At 63.0% G+C, this 19,936-nt stretch carries 16 protein-coding genes and 4 pseudogenes; 7 read left to right on the top strand and 13 right to left on the bottom strand.

All coding sequences use genetic code 11. The features are described 5' to 3' along the window. On the top strand, positions 1–418 hold a 418-nt coding region (locus U5775_RS09865; RefSeq protein ID WP_322057934.1), incomplete at its 5' end, for a hypothetical protein. 675 nt (positions 419–1,093) lie between these two features. On the opposite strand, the gene U5775_RS09860 is transcribed toward U5775_RS09865, so the two are convergent. Further along, positions 1,094–2,269 (bottom strand): porin, encoded by a 1,176-nt coding sequence (locus U5775_RS09860; RefSeq protein ID WP_322057933.1) that lies wholly within the window; start codon positions 2,267–2,269, stop codon positions 1,094–1,096. A gap of 369 nt (positions 2,270–2,638) precedes the next feature. Then, positions 2,639–3,553 carry a LysR family transcriptional regulator gene (locus U5775_RS09855; RefSeq protein ID WP_322057932.1) on the bottom strand — a complete coding sequence of 305 codons (915 nt, stop codon included), beginning with the start codon at positions 3,551–3,553 and terminating at the stop codon, positions 2,639–2,641. Positions 3,554–3,631: 78 nt separating this feature from the next. On the opposite strand from U5775_RS09855, the gene U5775_RS09850 reads away from it, so the two are divergent. The 4 genes and pseudogenes from U5775_RS09850 (at position 3,632) to U5775_RS09835 (ending at position 7,253) form a co-directional block, all read left to right on the top strand. Beyond that, complete coding sequence (locus U5775_RS09850; RefSeq protein ID WP_322057931.1) at positions 3,632–5,017, top strand: NCS2 family permease; 1,386 nt, start codon at positions 3,632–3,634, stop codon at positions 5,015–5,017. A gap of 28 nt (positions 5,018–5,045) precedes the next feature. Then, positions 5,046–6,140, top strand: coding sequence for an adenosine deaminase (add, locus tag U5775_RS09845; protein WP_322057930.1), 1,095 nt, complete (start codon positions 5,046–5,048; stop codon positions 6,138–6,140). Positions 6,141–6,249: 109 nt separating this feature from the next. Beyond that, a pseudogene (locus tag U5775_RS09840) lies at positions 6,250–6,342 on the top strand (IS6 family transposase); the annotation flags it as partial. A gap of 512 nt (positions 6,343–6,854) precedes the next feature. Continuing rightward, the gene (locus tag U5775_RS09835) at positions 6,855–7,253 is read left to right on the top strand and encodes a hypothetical protein (protein WP_322057929.1); all 399 of its coding nucleotides are present in this window, start codon (positions 6,855–6,857) and stop codon (positions 7,251–7,253) included. Between the two features lie 104 nt (positions 7,254–7,357). On the opposite strand, the gene U5775_RS09830 is transcribed toward U5775_RS09835, so the two are convergent. The 10 genes and pseudogenes from U5775_RS09830 to U5775_RS09785 form a co-directional block, all read right to left on the bottom strand. After that, positions 7,358–8,047 (bottom strand): IS6 family transposase, encoded by a 690-nt coding sequence (locus tag U5775_RS09830; RefSeq protein ID WP_415913547.1) that lies wholly within the window; start codon positions 8,045–8,047, stop codon positions 7,358–7,360. A 204-nt stretch (positions 8,048–8,251) separates the two neighbouring features. After that, a pseudogene (locus tag U5775_RS09825) lies at positions 8,252–8,710 on the bottom strand (IS110 family transposase); the annotation flags it as partial. Between the two features lie 141 nt (positions 8,711–8,851). Beyond that, entirely contained in the window at positions 8,852–9,895 is a 1,044-nt protein-coding gene (locus U5775_RS09820; RefSeq protein WP_415913546.1) for a porin, read from the bottom strand. Between the two features lie 103 nt (positions 9,896–9,998). Continuing rightward, positions 9,999–10,448, bottom strand: a complete 450-nt coding sequence (locus U5775_RS09815; protein WP_322057954.1) for a nuclear transport factor 2 family protein — start codon at positions 10,446–10,448, stop codon at positions 9,999–10,001. A 198-nt stretch (positions 10,449–10,646) separates the two neighbouring features. Beyond that, on the bottom strand, positions 10,647–11,363 hold the full coding sequence (locus tag U5775_RS09810) for an NIPSNAP family protein (protein ID WP_322057927.1): 717 nt from the start codon (positions 11,361–11,363) through the stop codon (positions 10,647–10,649). A gap of 51 nt (positions 11,364–11,414) precedes the next feature. Next, positions 11,415–12,473 carry a maleylacetate reductase gene (locus U5775_RS09805; protein ID WP_322057953.1) on the bottom strand — a complete coding sequence of 353 codons (1,059 nt, stop codon included), beginning with the start codon at positions 12,471–12,473 and terminating at the stop codon, positions 11,415–11,417. A 30-nt stretch (positions 12,474–12,503) separates the two neighbouring features. Next, positions 12,504–13,154: a phospholipase gene (locus U5775_RS09800; protein ID WP_322057926.1), complete on the bottom strand. Its 651-nt coding sequence runs from the start codon at positions 13,152–13,154 to the stop codon at positions 12,504–12,506. Positions 13,155–13,170: 16 nt separating this feature from the next. Beyond that, a complete protein-coding gene (locus U5775_RS09795) occupies positions 13,171–14,136 on the bottom strand; it encodes a VOC family protein (RefSeq protein WP_322057925.1) in 966 nt (321 codons plus the stop codon). 69 nt (positions 14,137–14,205) lie between these two features. Continuing rightward, positions 14,206–15,027, bottom strand: a pseudogene (locus tag U5775_RS09790) (citryl-CoA lyase); the annotation flags it as partial. Further along, positions 14,979–16,478 (bottom strand): class I adenylate-forming enzyme family protein, encoded by a 1,500-nt coding sequence (locus U5775_RS09785; RefSeq protein WP_322057924.1) that lies wholly within the window; start codon positions 16,476–16,478, stop codon positions 14,979–14,981. The gene U5775_RS09785 and the pseudogene U5775_RS09790, both read right to left, overlap by 49 nt. A 154-nt stretch (positions 16,479–16,632) precedes the next feature. Here U5775_RS09785 and U5775_RS09780 point away from each other — a divergent pair, with 154 nt between their 5' ends. Next, positions 16,633–17,406 (top strand): GntR family transcriptional regulator, encoded by a 774-nt coding sequence (locus U5775_RS09780; protein ID WP_322057923.1) that lies wholly within the window; start codon positions 16,633–16,635, stop codon positions 17,404–17,406. A 121-nt stretch (positions 17,407–17,527) separates the two neighbouring features. After that, positions 17,528–18,774 (top strand): annotated as a pseudogene (locus U5775_RS09775) (IS256 family transposase). 265 nt (positions 18,775–19,039) lie between these two features. Here the strand turns inward: U5775_RS09775 and U5775_RS09770 are convergent. Beyond that, positions 19,040–19,834, bottom strand: a complete 795-nt coding sequence (locus tag U5775_RS09770; RefSeq protein WP_322057952.1) for an IclR family transcriptional regulator domain-containing protein — start codon at positions 19,832–19,834, stop codon at positions 19,040–19,042. Positions 19,835–19,936: the final 102 nt, after the last annotated feature.

Genomic DNA, 19,936 nt, shown 5'->3' with positions numbered 1-19,936 from the left:
TTTCAGCGTCTATAAAGTGTGGCTGGAGGCCCAGGTCGCGCTGCTCGAAGCCCGCGTGAGCGCTGCGCAGCAGCCGCGCGAGCAGTTGCGCGTTCTGCTTGACGGCCTCCTGCGCGAGTTGCCCGCGGCCGACAACGGGTTCAGTAACAACCTGATCCAGGCACTCTCCACGGCAGTCTCGGACGAGCACGACTGGAGCCTTGTCACCTGGCTCATGCAGCGGCTCGATCTGCTGATCAAGTCGGCCATGCCGGGCCTGCGCGCTGACGCTGCGCGGCGCCGACGCTTCGTCGAATTTCTCGTGCTGGTGTTCGACGGATGCGTGGTGAACTACCGCTTCGGCCCGGAACTGCGCGTCAGCAAGAAAACCGTCATGGATCTGCTGAATTTCTTCGACGACACCACGTCCGGTACGTAGGCTTCGCTCAGAACGCTCTGGTGCAAATAGGGACGGCGAACCGGTTAGCGTTGTCGGAGCAAAACGAACTGACGACCCGCAATGAGCAAGCTGGAGAGTCTGGATGAGTTGTTCGGTGGACGTCTTTTGATCGGGAGATCATCATTCTGAGTGTTCGCTGGGTTGCGGGAGTCGTCCATCACATCAGAATCAAGCCGGGCAAGCTGCGGCGCAGGGCTATGTCGACTTCGCGGCTGGCCATCCGGATCCTTTCCGGCTTATGTCGCGCAACGAGCTGCTCGATCAAGAGCGGCCCTCGCTCGTGCGCGCGGCAGGTGTCGGCGCGCGCGCTCGCGGGCGTATTCGACGAGGTCACGGACCCCGCTGCCTGCGCCGCCCCGGTCCCCCTATCGACACCGCGCAGGCCATCGCGATGACGGCGGCATGGGGCCTACGTGCACGGGCTGGCGACCTTGTTGGTGGATCAGCGGCTCGACGGCATCGCGCGCGCCCTCATGGCAGCCGCGATCGATCGCATGCAGATGGTCGAGGATGCGTGACGCGGCTTTACGCGAGCGGCATCGCGCCAGCCTCGTGGTAAATGGTGCGAACAAGAAAAGCCCGAAACAGAAAGAGCCGCGAATCAAACCCCGGCGGCTCCCACCATGTCACTACGCGCAAATCTGGAACACGCGATTAAAACCGCGTAACCACCCCCGCGAACACACCCGTCTGCGACCCGCCAAAATTCGGATTGGTACGCGTGTTCGTCGTCGCGCTCGCCGAATCGTCGACGCCGTTTGCGCCATAAGGATCGCTATACCCGTCGCCAAGCCCGATGTTCGAGGTCGCGCTGTTGCGCACGGTCGCCACTTCCGAATAGAACGTCGTGCGTTTGGAAACCGAGTACGTCGCCGTCAACGTGTAAAGGGTGGCGTTGCCGTTGCCGTGATTCGCGTTGGTGTGATATACGGCGGCGCCCAACGAGGTCGCTGCCGTGGCGTACCAGCGCGCGCCCAACCACTCCTGCGAAGCCTGGGTCGGCGGCGACGTACCCGCCGGCAGCGAGGTGGGCGCGCCGTCACCGAAATAGCCCTCGTTCGAAGCCTGCGGCGCGTCGAGCAACTGGTAGCCGCCGTAGAGCGTCACCGCTCCGATCCTGTATGTACCGCCCGCCATGATCGAGCGCGAGTTCACGTAGACGTTGTCGAACTGCCCGTTGCTGTCGCGGATCTCGTCGTAGATCGCCATCAGGTGCGCGCTGGCGGTGTCGTAGGTCAACTCGATGCCGCCGGAGCGCCCTTGCGCACCGCCCAGTTGCCCAGGACCGCTGCCCGGATTGCCGGCATTCCAGGTCGTGCTGTTCGTCAGGTCGTACTGCCCCTTGACGCGCAGACCGCCGAGCAGCGGCGACGCGTATTCGAGGCCGTTCGACGCCGTCGACCAGTTACGGCCGCGCACGAGCGTCTGGATGCCGTAGAGCATCATCAACTGCGGGTCGAGGTCGAAACTGTCCTGCTGAAGCTCATAGGCACCCATATTGCCGACCTTGAACGTACCCCAGGTGTCATTGGCCAAGCCAACCGTCGCCTCGCGGCTGAACAGCGTGCTGCCGATGCCGCCGTTCAGCGAATTGAAGCCGGCCTCCAGCTTGAACACCACCTTCGTTGCGCCGCCGATGTCTTCCGTGCCCATCATGCCGAAGCGCGGCGAGTCCCAGTTGCCGCTCTCCATGGTGAATGCGTTGCCTTGCGGCATGCCGGTTTGATATTGCAGTCCCGTATCGATGCGACCGTACAGCGTCACACTGCTTTGCGCGTAGGCGGCACTGGACGCGCCCAGCACGGCGGCGCAGAAAAGCCACTTTTTCATACAAGAGATCCCCATTTTGGTGTGATTTGGCTTTGGTCGAACCGGATCGAAAGCGCGCGCCGATGGTATGAAACGCCATTTGAACAGGACACCTACTTTATTTCTCCAATGCGCGCGCACCGCTTGCCTGCTTCGGGGGACCATGCGGATTGCCGGCCACCGAATCGTCGATTTGTCCGCAGTGTATGCAGGCCGGAAGAAAAACAAAAACTTATTATTCTTATCCGTCTATAGATTAATTTTATTCTAGCGGTTGCCGCCCGGTGCCCAGGCGTGCCGTGCCAGACGGAACACCCCTCTATAGATTCAATCTTCGAACCCATAAAAAAACAAAATTATTTTTTATTCTGCGAATCCGTATAGTGGCGCTCAGAAGTTCGCGGCAATCCACTCGTGGCAGGTTCGCACGTGCGGCCCGCGGTCGGCGGCCGCCAGCGAGATCAGGGCGATGGCGCGCGTGACACGCGGCTTGTCGAGCCGTATCGCAATGAGTTCCGGATCGTGCAGATGCATCGTGTAGAGGCTCGGCAGCACCGCGACCGCGAGACCGTTGCGCACCAGTGCATAGAGCGATTCGGTGTACTCCATGCGGTAGCTCACGGTCAGGCGCAGATTCTCGGCCATGCCGGTGCGTCGCAGCGCGTCGCTCACGCTGCCGCGCACGAATACGGCCAGCGGGCGGTCGATCAGCCGGCTCCAGTCCACCGACCGGCGCCTGGCCAGGGCATCGTCGCGCCGCACGACGACCACGATCTCGTCTTCGAAGAGCGGTTGATATTGCAGCATGTCGTCGGTGTCGACGACTTCCGGTTCGTGCACGCCGACGCCCAGATCGGCGCGGCCTTCGCGAATGGCTTCGAGCAGCGCGCTGTTGGGAAGGTCCTGAACAACGAAACGCAAGGACGGGTCCCGCTCGCCGAGCGTCGTCAGGGCCCGCATGAGGCGGCCTGCAACCGACGGAATCAGCCCGATGCGCACGGTTTGGGCGTGTTCGGCAAAGGTGCTCGTCATGTCGTCGAAGGTGCCGCGCGCGTTGTTCAGCAGCCGTTCGGCGAGCGGCAGCACGCTCGAGCCGGCTTCGGTCAACGTCAGGCGATGGGCCGAGCGCGCGAACAGCGGGCCGCCGAGCAGGTTCTCGATCTGGCGGATCGCCGCGGTCAGCGCCGGCTGGGTCAGCGCGAGTTCGCGGGCGGCCTGCGTAAAGCTGCCCGCATGCGCGAGCACTACGAAATACTGGATCTGCCTGAGCGTGAGCGCGGGCAGCGGGGACGAGCGGTTGGACATGGCGGAGCGCCGGAAAGACGCTGGAAGGACGCGATGCGCCGCAGTATAAGGTTGAATCTCAAGAGGAGAAAACATTCGATGAACAAGGACTCTTTCGTACCGCGTGACGTCGGTGCGCCGCCGGAGCGCGAAGCAAGCGCGCAGCCGGGCGGCGGCTGGCTCGACCGGCGTTTCGCGCTGCGCGCGCGCAACACGACGCCCAGAATCGAGGTGCTCGCCGGCATCACGTCGTTTCTCGCCGCCGCCTACCTGCTCGTCGTGATCCCGTCGCTGCTCGCGGCCGGCGGCATGGACCGCGGCGCGGCCACGACGTCGACCATCGTCGTGTTCGTGCTCGGCACCGTTTTCATGGGGCTCTACACCAATCTGCCCTTCATGGTGGGGCCCGGCATCGGCGGTTCGGTGATCGTCGGCGTCACGCTCGCGGCGACCGAACACGTCGCCTGGGAAACGGGGCTCGGCATCGCCTTCGTGTCGGGCGCGCTGTTTCTCGTCCTCACGCTGCTCGGCGCCCGCAGTCTCGTGGTGCGGCTGATTCCCACGCAGATCAAGCTGAGCCTGGGTGCATCGATCGGCCTCTTTATCGCCGTGCTGGGGTTCCGCAACGCGGGCATGGTCGTCGCGAACGCGAAAACCAACGCGCTCGCGCTTGGGGACTTTTCTCGTCCCGGCACGCTCGTGGCGCTGACCGGTCTCGCGGCCGCCGTCGTGCTGCAGGGGCGCCGCGTGCCGGGCGCGATTCTCTGGGCCATCCTGATCGCCGCGGCAGTGGGCGTGCCGCTCGGCGTCACGCATGTGCCGGCCTCTCCGATCGCGCTGCCGCACGACATCATGCCGGTGTCCTTCAAGCTCGACATTCGCGGTGCGCTGACTGCGGCTGCCCTGCCCTATCTGTTCGCATTCTTTGCCTCCGAGTTCTTCTCGACGCTCGGCACGACGCTCGCGGTGGGCGCCAAGGCGAACCTGCTGGACGAGCAAGGCAACCTGCCCAATATCAACCGGCCGTTCCTCGTCGATTCGATTGCGGCGATGCTCGGCCCGGTGCTCGGCATTCCGGCACTGACCGCGCTCGTCGAATCGGCGGCGGGCGCCGAGGCGGGTGGCCGCAGCGGCCTGTCCTCGCTTGCGGCCGCCGCGATGTTCGCGATGACCCTTCTGCTCGTTCCGGTAGCGCTCAGTATTCCGAAGGAAGCTACGGCCCCCGCGCTGATCCTGATCGGACTTTCGATGTTCAGCACGATCCGCCATGCGCAGCTCAGCGACTTTACCGACGCCGTACCCGTGCTTTTCATGGTGCTGCTCACGCTGATGTCGAACAGCTTCGGCACGGGCATTGCCGGCGGCCTGCTCGTCTACGTGCTCGTGAAGCTGCTGGCCGGACGCGTGCGCGAGGTGCCGTGGGGCCTCGCCGTGCTGGCCGTTCCGCTCGGCTATTACTTCTGGACCGTCGTCAAGCCGCATTGAATCCGCATCATCGCAACTCATCAAGAACATGAACGAAACACCAGGCAACGTGCCCGCTTCCCGCACGGGCATCACCATCACGCCGGCCCACCGGGCTTTCTTCCGGGCGATTCCGAAAGTCGAACTGCACTGCCATCTGCTCGGCGCGGTCCGTTACGAAACCTTCCTCGACCTCGCCGCGAAGCGCGGAGCGCCCATCGCGCGCGAGGAGATCGATGCGTTCTATACGCGTGGAGAAAAACCGGTCGGCGTATTGCGCGTGCTGCGCGCGCTCGACGAGCATCTGCTCCTGGAGCCCGGCGACCTGCACCGGATCGCCTATGAATATCTCGAGGACGTCGCCGCGCACAACGTGCGTCACGCCGAGTTCTTCTGGAACCCCACAGGCACCGTCCGCGTCTCCGGGATCGCCTACGGCGATGCACAGGCGGCAATCGTAACGGCGATTCGCGACGCCGCGCGCGACTTCGGCGTCTCGGCGCGGCTCATCCCGAGCATCGACCGCGAAGCCGATCCGGACGAGGCCGTGGCGCTGGTGGAATGGATGAAACAGCACCGCGCCGAAGAGGTGGCGGGGCTAGGCATCGACTATCGCGAGAACGACCGGCCACCCGAGCTGTTCTGGAAAGCCTACCGGAACGCGCGCGCGGCGGGGTTCCGGACCACCGCGCATGCGGGCGAGTTCGGCATGCCGTGGCGCAACGTGGAGACAGCGGTCGAACTGCTGAAGGTCGATCGGGTCGATCACGGCTATACGATCGTGGACAATCCCGAACTGGCCGCGCGCTACGCGGAGTCCGGCATCGTATTCACCGTAGTCCCGACCAATTCGTACTACCTGCGCACCTTGCCCGCCGATCAATGGGCCGACCGCCACCCGATCCGCCGGATGCGGGCGCTTGGCCTCAAGCTGCATCCAAACACCGACGATCCGACGCTACACAAAGTCACGCCGAGCGAAGCCTGGGAGCTGATGTTCAGTCACTTCGCCTTCGGCATCGACGATCTTCGTGCCTTCATGCTCAACGGCATCGACGGAGCGTGGATCGACGACGCGGCGCGCGCCGCCTGGCGTGAACAGTGGACGCGCGAATTCGACGCGTGTGCCGGGACGCTGGCCTGAGATTCCCGGCAGGCCGAATCGCTCACTGATCGAAGTCGAACGGATGGGTTCTGTGTTGCAGTAAGGCGTTCCGCTATGATGTGCGGAAAGGCAGGAAACTGAAAGCTCGATGAAGACGTTGAATCCGGCGGTGGCCCGAGTGCTCAAACGCCTGCACTATCCGCTGGACGTGATCCTGACCTGTGTACGCTGGTATCTGTCCGTCGCTGATCAATTCTACAACCTCGCAATATAAGTATCCTTTTCATAAGGTGTCTATTTAGCAATTAAACTTCGCGATTTCGAAATCGCCGGATGCGGTCCCGCGGGCCGCCCTCCGCTGAACCCGTCGGCTTGCCCGATGCCAGTGAACTCGCAATCCTCAACTCCGGCGAGATGAAAGCGCAGTTTCTGAGCTTCGCGTCAGTCCAGGCGTTCATCTGTCAACCCTCCATGTTCGCCTTGGTAACTCGCGACGGCGTTAGCCGATATAAAAAATTGCGGTTCACGAGGCGTAAAATACGCTCGCCAGTCATTCAACGCTCGGACCCGCGCAAGGCCTCTCCGTCCGGGTACCCTCGCGGCCCTCTCCGCCTCCTTGCCGGACGTGACATCGTCAAGGCAGCGGCACGGAAACCATCGCGCCGAAAATCTTCCCTTGACTGCCCCCGTTCCGTCCTATCGTCATGAGATGAGTGGTTGCGGACTCGCAACCTAGAGCGACGGCGCGAGGGCATGACAATGGAAATCCGGCCAATCAAGGCGCTCATCGAGGCGATTAGCGCCGCATGCGATGCCATCAGCAAACTGGCGGATGCGGTCAAACATGTCGTGGTCATAGGTGTAGAAGGTTACGATGCTGCTAGGGCAAGGATGGCCTACGCGGAGCTCCTGGACGCTAGCGTCGAATGCAATCGTCTGCTGGACTATCAAGGCGTACTGACCGGTCGCCTGCGCAACTATGGCGATATGGCGGAAGAACTGACGGCGGAGCGCCGCGCACTGGCCTGGTCTGACACCCTTGACAGTATTGAGGAGACGCTAAATATGGTCATTAGTCTCCTCTATTCCGTGCGCAAACATCGCTCCGACTTCGTGCTCGAACCGGCGTGCCAGGCTTACGTCGGCGCTTGATCACCGCAGACAGCTTCTGGTGTTCTCAGAGAAATGCCTCCGCCGACGGGTTCTGTCGCGATAAGGCGCATTTTTTTGGAGTCTTCCTAGATTGACAGGATTCCTCATTTCGCCAGCAAGTAAAATTGCTCGGCGGGTGTCTGGCTCATGCAGCCATCCTGCATCTGTCCTTTGTCGATCATGTGCATCAGCTCGATACCTCCGAGCAGAATGCGCGCACAACGGAAATTCTTGAATCCCATCATCGGTCGCGTTCGACGTTTGATCGCGCGGTGATCCTGCTCCACGATGTTGTTCAGGTACTTTGCCTGACGAACCTTGATGCGGTGCTCCCGTGCTGAGTTGATGTCCTCAAGCGCCGCAAGGTTCGATCCGCTCTTGTCGATCGTCACCGTCGCGGGCTCGCCGTTACGCCGGATCGCCTTCTCGAAGTACCTCCGTGCTGCAACCTTGTCACGGTAAGCCCGCAACAGGAAGTCGACGGTGTTGCCATCCTTGTCCACGGCCCGGTACAGGTATCGCCACTGGCCGTTGACCTTGATGTACGTTTCGTCCATGCGCCAGCTCTTGCCTACCGGGCGCTTGCGTCGCCAAAAGAGCTTCTCCATCACCGGCAGCAACTTCAGCGCCCATCGGTGCACAGTCGAATGATCCACCGACAGCCCTCGCTCCGACATCATCTCTTCAAGATTTCGCAGGCTCAGTGGGTAGGCGACGTACCAGCGAACGCACAGCAACATCACATCCAGCGGATAGTGCAAGCGCTTCAGCACCCGCCTGAGCGCTGCGTTCATCCCGTTGATCATCGTCCCGGTCGCCTCTGTTTTCATGACCTCAGCATATCTGACCGTTTTGTTGCGACAGAACCCGCCACCTTGTCGCCAAGTTCGCGCAAGTGCTCGACGAGCATCTGGATTAAGGCCCGGAACGGCTCAGAATGCTCACCGTCACGAATGGAAAGAGCCGCCATGGCCCGTTGGCCAAGCAGCCGGATGGCCGCCCTGTGGCAGCACGATACCGAACTCGCCAGGAAGCCCACGGATCTGGTTGGCAAGTGCTGTGCGTGACTTGACCAGGCCGGCGCGTGTGCGATGCAGCGACAGCACTGTCTGTTGCGCCTGCGTCTTGAGCGGTACAAAACGCATGTTCGGTCGCGTTATTGCCTCGCAGATTGCTTCGGCGTCGACCGCGTCGGTCTTGTTACTCTTTACGTAAGGCCGGACGAACTGCGGGGCGATCAGTCGAACGGTGTGTCCGAGCTTTGCGAGCTCGCGGCCCCAGTAGTGCGACGAGGCGCACGCTTCCATGCCGATTACGCACGGTTGCAGCGTGGCGAAATACCGAAGTACGTCCGCGCGTCTGAGCTGTTTGCGTACAACGATTTGGCCTTGCGAATCCACTGCGTGAATCTGCAGCACGCTCTTGGCCAGGTCCAGTCCAACAGTCGCTATGTTCATGATGAACGCTCCTTTGCCGTGGAGGTCACGACTTCTCCATTTTGGCATAAACCCCTCGCTGGGTTGAGGGAGTCGTCCACCACATCAGAGCCATAATCTGCACGTTTTGCTTCCCCTTGAAATAACCATGGACTGTTCTGGCTAGAACGTATGCCGGATGCCAACAACAGTACCGACCGAGGTTCCCGTTACTTCGTAGAGAGCGCCGATCATCGATAATCCCGTATTCATGGCGCCGTGATTGTTCACGATGCCAACCTGAGCATAGAGCGTGGTCCGCTTCGACAATAAATAGTCGGTCCCCAGCGCGCCAAGCACCGAGTGATTCGTCGTATGGTTTCGATCGCTCGTCACCCAGACGCCGCCATTGATATCTAACGCCGGAGTGATGTACCAGGTGGCACCGCCGCCGTAGACGTTGGCGTTGAACGACCCCGCAACCTTGTAGTTGACGAACGAACCCTTTACGGTTAGCGATCCAAACTGATAGCCCACGCCGAACATCCGGCCTTCATATTGCACGGTCGTGGGGACAGGCGTTTGCGCCGTGCCGCCGCTGTTACCGTCGTAGATCGCCGCGTTGACGGTCAGCCCGCCCAACCCGTACTTGAGGCGGAGAGCGTATTGCCGCCCGGCCTGAAAGTTGCCCGGCTCTCCGCCGAACGCAAACAGCGCGCTAGCCTGAAGGCCGCCCAGTACGGGACTGGTATAGGAAATCGCATTGGCGTTGAAAATGCCCGTTCCCAGAACATTGTCCACGAGTGGTATCGCACCGCTGCCGAATAGCGAAAGACTACGTGGATCGGAATCGTACACGGCGAGGAAGAACGGCGAAAACTGCAGGCCCAGCTTGATCTCGCCAGGCGGACCGTCGACACCCACCCAGGCCTCGCACCCAAACAGATTGCCGTTGCAGTGAAGCAGCCCACCGTTTGCAATATTGAGCCCGCTGACAAGGCGAAATTTGGCCTTGTATCCGCCGCCGAGATCCTCCGTCCCCACGAGGCCAAACTGCGAATAGTAGGAGCCGCCATCGATCACGGAGAACTGCTTGCCCGCATTGGCTCCCGTTGCCGGATTCAGTGTCTTGTTCGTATAGAGCAGGCCTCCATCCAGGACACCGAACAGCGTGACACTGCCTTGTGCGTGTGCAGAACCGTTCAGCGCGATACTTATCGCGCACATCGATAAACTCTGTACTACGAATTTTTTTCGTGACATCTACTGTCTCCATGACCTGCCGCATCGAGTGCGGCTTGTTCTTTTTTTGGAATATAAATCGGGCGCGTCAGAAACGAATCGGACGATCGGAGCCGAGCCACGGATAGCGCATCGTATCGGCACCGCCATAGTCGGGATCGAGGTAGACGTAACAGCGTTGAATCCTGAAATCGCGGATCTCGAAGACGTCGCACCAGCGTCCTGCATGGGTGACGCCAGCGCGCCAGGCGGTACCGTCTCGGGTCCTGCCGCTCGACGTCCCCTCCGCCACGACGAGATCGCCCTGCTGAATGAAGTTGATGCTCGACGCGTCATGCGACACTTCGGACAAGATACCCATCAAATCGGCAAAGAGCCGCTCGATTTCCGGCTTGCCGCGTGCAACGCCCCACTTCGGGAAATACACTTCCGCGTGGTCGTCGAAGAGTTCGAAGAGGTTTCCGCCTCGGTCCATTCGTTTGAAATACTCGAGCGCGATAGCCTTTCTCTGCTCGTCCGTCATCGTTCTGATTTCCATCATTGGCACCTGTTCAGGAAGGTTCTAGAAACACCGATGGCATGCGTGCAAGCCCACGACCTGCCAGCCGGAGTGTTGGTTACATCATGAAAAATCTTTGCTTGCCCCGCCTACATTATTCGTATTACTAACTATGATGGCGCTTCGTCGGCTCTGCATTCCGGTTGAGGGGAAAGCGCCCGAAGGCGCAGCCTGCATTCAGCGCTGTGCGTATAGCGGCGACATATCCACCACTCTGGACGGTGCAAGCAGCCGGCTTTCGGCGTGGACGTCGACCGGGGCGAGTTCGCGCAGAAAGTCGTTCCAGCGAGCCGACTCCCGCAGGTGAGTGCGCTGAAGCAAAGAGGCTTCGAGATCGGGATATTGCCAGTACAGCAAGACCTGATTGAGCGTGCCGACAATGGTGCTGAACCCCGCACACAAGCCGGTCATGACGACGGCGTCGTCGGTCAGGCCGTGCCGCGCCATCGCTTCCCAGCATGCCGGAACACCGCCCGCGGCAAAGGTCAGCGTCAATTCATCCATCACGCTACTGGCTCGCGACGAGGTGAAAACAGGCCCATGCGCGGGTAGCCAGTCGCGACCGCTGTTGCTCCACAGAGGTGTCAGTTCGGACAGCGGCGCGGGTGCGAGAAGCCGGCTCTCCTGGTGTCTGATGAGCGGCCTGACCGCACGAAAATACGGTTGAAGCTCCGCCTGCCGGTACAGGCCGAACAGGCGCGTCTGCCAGTCTTCGAAGCTGTCGTAGCGATACAGGCTCACGATCTGGTCGGTCGCGCCGCTGCGCGCGGCATACGTACCGATCAACCGGTCAAGAATGGGACGCAGCCCATGCTCGCCGCGCTCGTGCTGAGCGTCCCAGAACGATGCTTCTGTACCCGGCGCGAGGGTGTACACGCGGTGCTCGATCAACATGCCTGACTCACCATGATTCGTACCGTGACCACGAATGCAGCATTAAACGGATCAAACTGGCTCGGCGCCTTCGTAGGCCCGCTGCAGCAGTTCGCGAATCGTGCCACGCTCGATGGGTCGCGGGTTCGGGTAGGGTGTCTCGACCACGAGGTCCGCTGCACGATCGAGCCCCTGCGCCGGCATGCCCAACTCCCGCAGCGAGCCCGGTACGCCGAGCGTTGCGCCCAACGCGCGCAAGCCCGTGGCGGCCGTCTCGCTGCCCAGCGCGCGGGCAATGCGCGCCATCGCCTGCGGCGCAGCCGTCGCGTTATAGGCAAGCACGTACGGCAGGATCACCGTGTGAACCTCCGCATGCGGCAGATTGAAAGACCCGCCCAGCGTATGACACAGCTTGTGGTGCAGTCCCATTTGCACATTCCCCAGCACCGTCCCGCACAGCCAGGCGCCATATTGCGCGTCGCTGCGCGCATCGAGCCCCGAGGGCGTTTCGCGCAAACGGGGCAGCGCGCTCGCGAGCGCCCGAATGCCCTCTTCGGCCATCAGGCTGTAGACGGGGTTGCCATCACGGCCATACAGGCCCTCGGCGGCATGCGCGATTGCGTTCATCCCGCTCGTCACGCTGAGCGGCACCGGCAGCGTCAACGTCAGTTCGGGGTCGTAGATCACGCTGCGCGGCATCACGCGCCAGTCGCGCCCGGTCTTTTTCAGACCGCCGTCGGTGACGCCATAGAGCGGGGTCATTTCGGACCCTGCATAGGTGGTGGGCAAGGCGATGATCGGCAGGCTCGATTCGAGTGCGATCGCCTTCGCGAGACCGATCGTCGAGCCGCCGCCGATCGCCACGCAACCGTCGGCACCGAGGCGGCGCGCCGTCTCGATGGCCTCGCGCGCCACGTCGAGCGGCACATGCATCACCGCCTTGCCGTGAACGCCCGCGCTGCGCGCGCCCAGAATCCCGGCAACCTGTTCGCCGATGCCGGTCTGCTCCGGCGTGGTCAGCACGAGTGCACGGCGCACGCCCAGGTTTTCCAGCTCCTGGAGCAACTGGTGGCGGCTGCCCGGACCGAAGACGACCCGGGCCGCCCGCGTTTCGTGCACGAAAATTTGCATGATCACTACCCTTTCCTCTATGTCCTGGGCTTACGGCTGACGACCGGAGAGCAGCGCGCGCGCATAGCCGATTTCGGCGTCGCGAATGCCGTGCTCGTCGCTGGCCTCGATCTTCAAGGTCACATCCGCGCCCGCCTCGGCAAAGCGCTGCGCCGACTCGCGCACGCTCTGCGCGGGCACATGGGGATCGTCATCCCATGTGGAAAACAGCACGGGCATGCCGTTGAATACGCCGGGGACGATATCGCGGTGCATGCCGGGCGGCCCGATCAGGCCGCCCGTGAACGCAACGAGTGCGCGGTAGCGCCGCCCCGCGCGCCACACGAACTCGCTGCACAGGCATGCGCCCTGCGAAAAACCCACCAGCACCTGCGATTCGTACGGAAAGCCCTGTTCGCACAGCGCGCCGGAGAGCGCATCGAGGCCCGCGAGCGCGTGGGTCAGGCGCGGCTCGTTTTCCTCGAGCGGCGCAATGAAGCGCTGCGGATACCACGACTGCCCGTCCGCCGCCGGCGCATGCCAGACGAGGTCGTCGCGCCCGAAGCGGCGCACGACCGCGTCGCGCATCCACTCGGGCGACTGCCCGCGCCCATGCACGAGAATGACCGCCAGCGCGGCGTCCCCCGGCGAGCAGCCATACACCTGCGGCGGCTGGGCCAGATGCGGATTGGCATTCGACATGGCACATCGCTCCGGTTCAGAATTCGAGCTTTTCAAGCGACGCGATGATCGTCGCGCGCCGGCTCTCGAACTGCGGCGCAATCTGCACCTTCGACCCCAACGTCTCATACGTTTCATCGATCAGGAATGCTTCGGGCTTCGAGACGGTCGCCTCGAACATCGCGCCGGCCGGCGTACGCACATAGATCGATTCGAAGTAGCCGCGGTCCTTGCGCTCGGAGGTATCGGTAAAGCCGAGCCCCTCGAGGTTTGCCTTGACCTTGTCCTGCACCGCGCGATCCTTCACCTGGAACGCGCAGTGGTGCACGATGCCCTCGCCGTAGGTCCAGCTCGCCTGCGGCAGACCCGGCGTGAGCACGTAGTCGACGAACTGGCCCGGATGTCCCGCGCCCTCGCCGAACGCGAAACGCGTGTGGGTTCCGTCGCGCGCCACTTCATGTGCGCTCCAGCCCTGCTGCATGAATTCCTGCGACGGCTCGAGCTCGCGCACATTTACGCTGATCGTGTGCAGGCCGCGAATCGCGAGATCCGCCGGCACTTCGCCGTTCGACCACGGCTTGCGCGCATCGTCAGCAATGCCAATCATCTCGTACGGAATGCCGCAAGGATGGGCGAACGAGAGAACGGGTTCGCCAAAGCGCTCGGAGCGCTTCACCTCGAAGCCGTGATCGCGCAGCCGCTTCTCCCAGAACGGAATGGCCGAGACCGGCACCGAGAGCGAAAGGCCGCCGATCTGCCCCGCACCGCGATGGCCCTTGCGGCCGAAATGCGCAACCGGGAAGCAGGTGATGAGCGTGCTTTCCTCGCCAATGTCGTTGCCGTAGTAAAGATGGTAGAAAGGCGCGACGCCGTCGTAGATCAGCGTCTTTTTCACGCTCTTGAGCGCGAGCACTTTCGTGTGGAAATCGTAGTCGTGCTGCGCCGATCCCACGCACAGCGTGATGTGATGGTGGCGCAGGATGGCTTCTTGTGCTTCGGTCATGTTCGTCTCCTTCATGTTTGATGCAATGGCGCGAGTTAGCGTAAATTCGCGCGAGTGGTGGCTCGCTGCTCAGCCGGCGGACGGAACCTCCGTCATGGCCTCGTCGACCAGGCTCCAGATGAAACGGCCCGACGGGTCGCGTTGCTCCTCGGCGATGTGTGCGATCAGGCCGGCTGCGCGGCTCAGCACCGCGAACCCGCGCATCAGCGCGACAGGGATGCCGATGTCGCCCAGCAGCGCCGCGATCGCGCCGGTCGCGTTGATCGTGATATGCCGCCCCGCAGCGGCATCGACGGCGCTGGCAAGGTGCCCGAGCGCCTCGCAGTACGGCCCATACGTCCCCACCTCGCGCGCCAGCGCGAGCAGCGCAATCGCACGAGGGTCGTCGGGCTTGTGAAGATGGTGGCCAAAGCCCGGCACGGCTTCGCGCCGCGCCCGGTAGTCCTGGGCGATGCGCGCCGCTTCCTCCCCGGCGTCCCCGCTCGCGGCGATGCGGCCGAGCAGTTGCGCCGCCGGCTCCATGGTGCCGACGAAGCGGCTCGCCACCGCGAGCAGCCCCGCCGCCACGCCCGCCTGCAGGTTTTCCGGCGAGCTCGCATAGATCATGCGCGTGGCAATCGCGCTCGGTGTCATGCCGTGCTCCATCAGGGTGACCAGCACCGCATCGACGATCCGTCGCTCGCCGGCGCTCGGCACGCGGCCGAAAGTCTGCTTCATGAACACGTCGATGAAGCTCGCCTGACCGAGCAGATCGCGCACGAGATCGGCTTCGCCATAGTAGACCGCATCGGTCGTGTAGTGGCAGAGCGCCGTGCGCGGCGCCCGTGCGTCGTTCATCGCGCTCATGCTTCGCTCCGCAGGTTCAGGATCGCTTCGCGCACAGCGGGCTTGAGCACCTTGCCGACCGCACTGCGCGGCAGCGCGTCGAACAGATGCACGGACTTCGGCGTCTTCACCGAGCCGAGTTCGCGCTTCACGAGCGCCACCAGTTCGTCGGCTTCGACGCTCATGCCGGGGCGCAACTGCACGGCCGCGTGCACAGCCTCGCCCCATTTCGCGTCGGGCACGCCCACGACCGAGCAATCGGCCACCGCCGGATGACTCGACAGCACCACCTCGACATCGCCCGGATACACGTTGAAGCCGCCCGTGATGATCACGTCGCGGATACGGTCGCGCAGGAACAGATAGCCCTCCTCATCAAAGACGCCTGCGTCGCCCGTGCGTAGCCAGCCGTCCACGAGGGTCTTGTTCGTTTCCTCTTCGGCGTTCAGGTAGCCACTCATCACGAGAGCGCCGCGCACGGCGATCTCGCCCTCCTCGCCCGGCCCGAGCGGCTGGCCCGACTTGTCGAGGATCGCGACGCGCGTGAGCAGCGTCGGCCGGCCGACCGAGGCGAGGCGCTCCCCCGTCATCTCGGTGGGCGGCAGGAACGTGATGATCTGCGGCGCTTCCGTCTGTCCGAACGAGGTGCAGAGCACCGGGCCGAACACGGATTGCGCATCGCGAATCTGTTCCGGGCGCATCGGCGCGCCGCCATAGACGAGGTAGCGCAGCGCCGGCAGCGCACGCGGGGCGCGGCGCTGCTCTTCTCTCAGCGCGAGAATCAGCGTGGGCGGCGCGAAGAAAATTGTCGCGCTGTGCTCGCTTGCGGCATCGAGCAGTCCGGCCGGCTTCGCGTACTCCGGGAACACGAGCGCGCCGCCCGCGCCGAGCAGCGGCAGCATGTAGGTCGAGGTGCCGTGCGTGATGGGAGCGGCGACGAGGTAGCGATCGTCGGGCGTGAGACCCAGTTCGTGGATCTGCGTCGCGATGTTCGTATTCCACGCACGCAGCGGCTGGATCACGCCCTTGGGAATGCCTGTCGATCCGCCCGTGAACTTGATCGCCTGCGCGGCTTCGACGCTGACACCGCCGCGCGCATAGGGGCCGAACGCCACGGCGGAAGTGTCGCCATCGTCGCGGGCGAGTTCGCCGAGCGGACGCAGCGGCGCAGGCACGCCCGCGAGGCGTTCAAGCATGGCGTCGTCGGCGAGCACGAGCGACGGCGCGACGAATTCCACGATGCGGCGCAGCTCGGGGTCGCCGTTGCGCGGATTGAGCGGCACCCACACCTTGCCCGCCGCCAGCACGGCGAGCAGCGAAAGCAGATGATCGACCGAGTTGGCCGCGCCGATGCAGACGCGGCTACGCGGCAGCGGATCGAGACGCGTGAGCGCGGCCGCGCGCCGTAGCACCTCGGCGGCCAGGGCCTCGAAAGTCAGGTTGCCGTCAGGGCTCACGATGGCGGTCCGGCAGGGATGGCGGTGCGCGGCGCGCCACAGGAAATCGATCGGGTACATGCAGGGTTCTCCGGGAATTCACGGAGCCCGGGACTTCCGGCTCCTTGGATTGCATTCTATGTTTATTCGATTGTTCGAACATTCGTGCTTACCCTGGCGACTGCTATACTGTCGCCATCGCGGCCCTCACACGCCGCCTCTCGTGCCCAACGCCATGCCGCCCATTACCGACGCGCCCGAAGCGCCCATGTTCGACGTGCCGCAGCCCCGCCATGTCGACCTGGCACGCACGCTCATGCAGGACATCCGCGAGGGCCGCTTTGCGGTCGGCGACATGCTGCCGACGGAGGCAGAGCTATGCGCGCAGTGGGGCCTTAGCCGCTACGCCGTGCGCCAGGCCATCCTGAAGCTTTGCAATCTCGGACTCATCACGCGGCAGGCCGGCGTGGGCACGACGGTCCTCGCGGACCGCCCGCAGACGCGCTATGTGCAGTCGATGGACACCCTTTCCGATCTCGCCCTCTATGCGAAAGGGACGTGCCTGCGCGTAAGCTCGCGCCGCACGTTGCAGGCCGATGCGTCACAGACCGCGCTGCTGCGCTGCGCCGCGGGCACGAAGTGGCTGCATCTGGAAGGCGTGCGCTATGGCGGACAGGGCGCCGACGAGCCGATCGCCCTCGTCGATATCTATGTGAACGCGGAGTACAGCAAGCTGACGGGTCTCTCGAAGACGCTCGACAAGCCGGTCTACACGATGATCGAGGAGCAGTACGGGATCAAGGTCACGCGCGTCGAGCAGGAAATCCAGGGGCTGCTGCTCGAGGGAGCTGTCGCTGATACCTTGCAGGTGGAGAGCGGGTCGGCGGGCTTGCGCATCGTGCGGACCTATTTCGTGCGCGAGAAGGTCATCGAAGCGACAACGGGCGTGCACCCGGCGAGCCGCTTCAGTTATTCCATGTCATTCAAGCTGGCTCAAAGCGCGGGCTGAGCGGTACCGTCGCAGGAATGCTCCTCCGCCGCAACGGACCGGGCGGGGACCGGAAAATCAGTTGCGCTGGGCCTGTCATTAATTTCGTGTTCAAGGCATATGATTCTTCCCAGGAGAACATATGCCTCGCAAACCGAAGACCCCACCGGTAGAGCTACCGGCCATTCCCGCTGAACTGCTGGAGCAATTCGGCAGTGGCCCGATGACAGCCGAAGCCATCAATGCCGCAACGCTGGCGCTCAAGAAGGCGCTGATCGAACGGGCGCTGGGCGGTGAGATGAATCACCATCTCGGCTACGCACCGGGCGGCGCCAAACCGGCCAGCGTGACGAACCAGCGCAACGGCAAAGGTGCCAGGACAGTTCTGACCGAGGATGGCCCGATCCGCATTGAGGTGCCGCGCGACCGCGACGGCAGCTTTGCGCCGCTGCTGATTCCCAAGCACGAACGACGCTTCACGGGCTTCGACGACAAGATCGTCGCGATGTACGCCCGAGGCATGACCGTGCGCGAGATTCAGGGCTTTATGCTGGAACAGTACGGCACCGAGGTCTCGCCCGACTTCATCAGTTCGGTGACCGACGAGGTGATGGGCGAAGTCACCGCCTGGCAGGCCCGGCCGCTCGAACCGATGTATCCGGTCGTGTTCTTCGACGCGTTGCGCGTCAAGATCCGCGAAGATGCCGTCGTGCGCAACAAGGCCGTCTATCTGGCGCTGGGCATTCTGCCCGACGGCACGCGCGACATCCTGGGTCTGTGGATCGAGAACACCGAGGGCGCCAAGTTCTGGATGAAGGTGTTCAACGACCTGAAAACGCGCGGCATCAACGACATCCTGATTGCTGTGACCGACGGCCTCAAAGGCATGCCCGAAGCGCTGGCAGCCGTGTTTCCGGCCACCACGCTGCAAACCTGCATCGTCCACCTGATTCGCAACAGCCTCGATTATGCGAGCTGGAAAGACCGCAGATCGCTGGCCGCCGCGATCCGGCCGATCTATACCGCCCCGAGCGCTGAAGCCGCGCAGGCCGAGCTGGAGGCGTTTGCCGAAGGGCCATGGGGCCAGAAATTCCCGACGGTCAGCAGGTCATGGCGCAATGCCTGGGACCGCGTGATTCCGTTCTTTGCGTTTCCGCCAGGTGTGCGCAAGGTGATCTACACAACGCCATCGAGAACATCAACTCGCAGCTTCGCAAGATCATCAAGACCCGAGGCCACTTCCCGACCGACGATGCGGCAACGAAACTGATCTGGCTGGCACTGTGCAACATCACGGCTGACTGGGGGCGTGCCGCCCACGATTGGAAGACAGCGATGAACCAGTTCGCTATCCTCTACGCGGATCGATTCGTTCGACCATCCGTCTGAATCTCAACCCCGCCTTGAACACGGAAATTCTGACACCCCCGTTGCGCTTCACACCGGCCCCAACGCCCCCTGCAGATCACGAGCGACGCCCCGAGGTCTACGGGACGATCTCCCCCCGTTTCGCCCGCTCATCGACAATTAACTCAAGGCTCAGGGGACGTCGTGAAGAACAGCGAAAAACGGGATTCCAAACAGACCTGAAGAATCTGGACGGACGCACTGCGCGAGTTCTGTCGTATTCCTGTGCAACAGCGCGAACACTGACCTATTCGACATCCTCTGGACGACCTTTGCGCGCTACACGCTTCGCGCGCAACATCGAAGCCGAAATTTCTTCGGCCGTTCCTAGCAGTGCATCGAGATGTTGCGCGGCGATTTGCGCTGCGGTGGTGACGCCCCGTATCCACACAATGGTGATGCAGCCGTAAATCCGCTTACTGCCATGGATCGGTACCGCGATCGCATCGAGACGGTCGTCCACTTCGGAACGCGGCTTGTCGTAGTCGGTACCGAAAGTCGGTTCGCGTTCGGCATAGCCATTCTTTCTGACCTGCGCAAGCAAGGCGTTCAATGCATCGGGATCGCGCGCCAGGCTATCGCCTTGCCGGCCGCTTCGGCGCAGCGCCGCCAGAATCCGCTCGCGCTCCGCGTCGGGGCAGAAGGCAAGGTACGCACGGCCGCCGGCTGAGCGCAGCAAATTGACCTGAAATCCGATCTCGTCGCGTTTGATCGTGAAATAGGACTGCGCACGATTGGTTTCGCACAGCATCAGCATGTTGCCGCGACGCACCGCCAGATCGGACGGCCACAGGATTCTGGCCTGCAACCGGGCGAGCGGCGGCCCCGCGCATTGTGCGAGAAGCGCGATTGAGGTGGACGTCTGTTTTGTGGTGTCCTGAATGGTTCCCGGGCAGAAAAAGCCGTCTGCTATCCGGCGCCAGATGAAACGGCGGCGCTCCAGCGTGACAAGGATGCGCAAGAGCGTGGCCTTGGGCATGCCGGTACGCACGTGCAACTCATGCAGGCTCGCGCCGCCCGTTTCACGCACGGCGTCGAGCACGCTCAAGCCCTTGTCCAGTGCCGCAATCGTCTTGACTTTGGGCTCCCACATATCCGCCTCTTAGAGTTTCACGCCGTGAAACTCTATCAAAAATCGGTTGAG

Origin of the sequence: Paraburkholderia sp. J63, from assembly GCF_905220245.1 — a bacterium.
Lineage (GTDB): Bacteria > Pseudomonadota > Gammaproteobacteria > Burkholderiales > Burkholderiaceae > Paraburkholderia.
The sequence above is the reverse complement of the archived record's forward strand: the minus strand, read 5'-3'. Positions and strand labels throughout refer to the sequence as shown.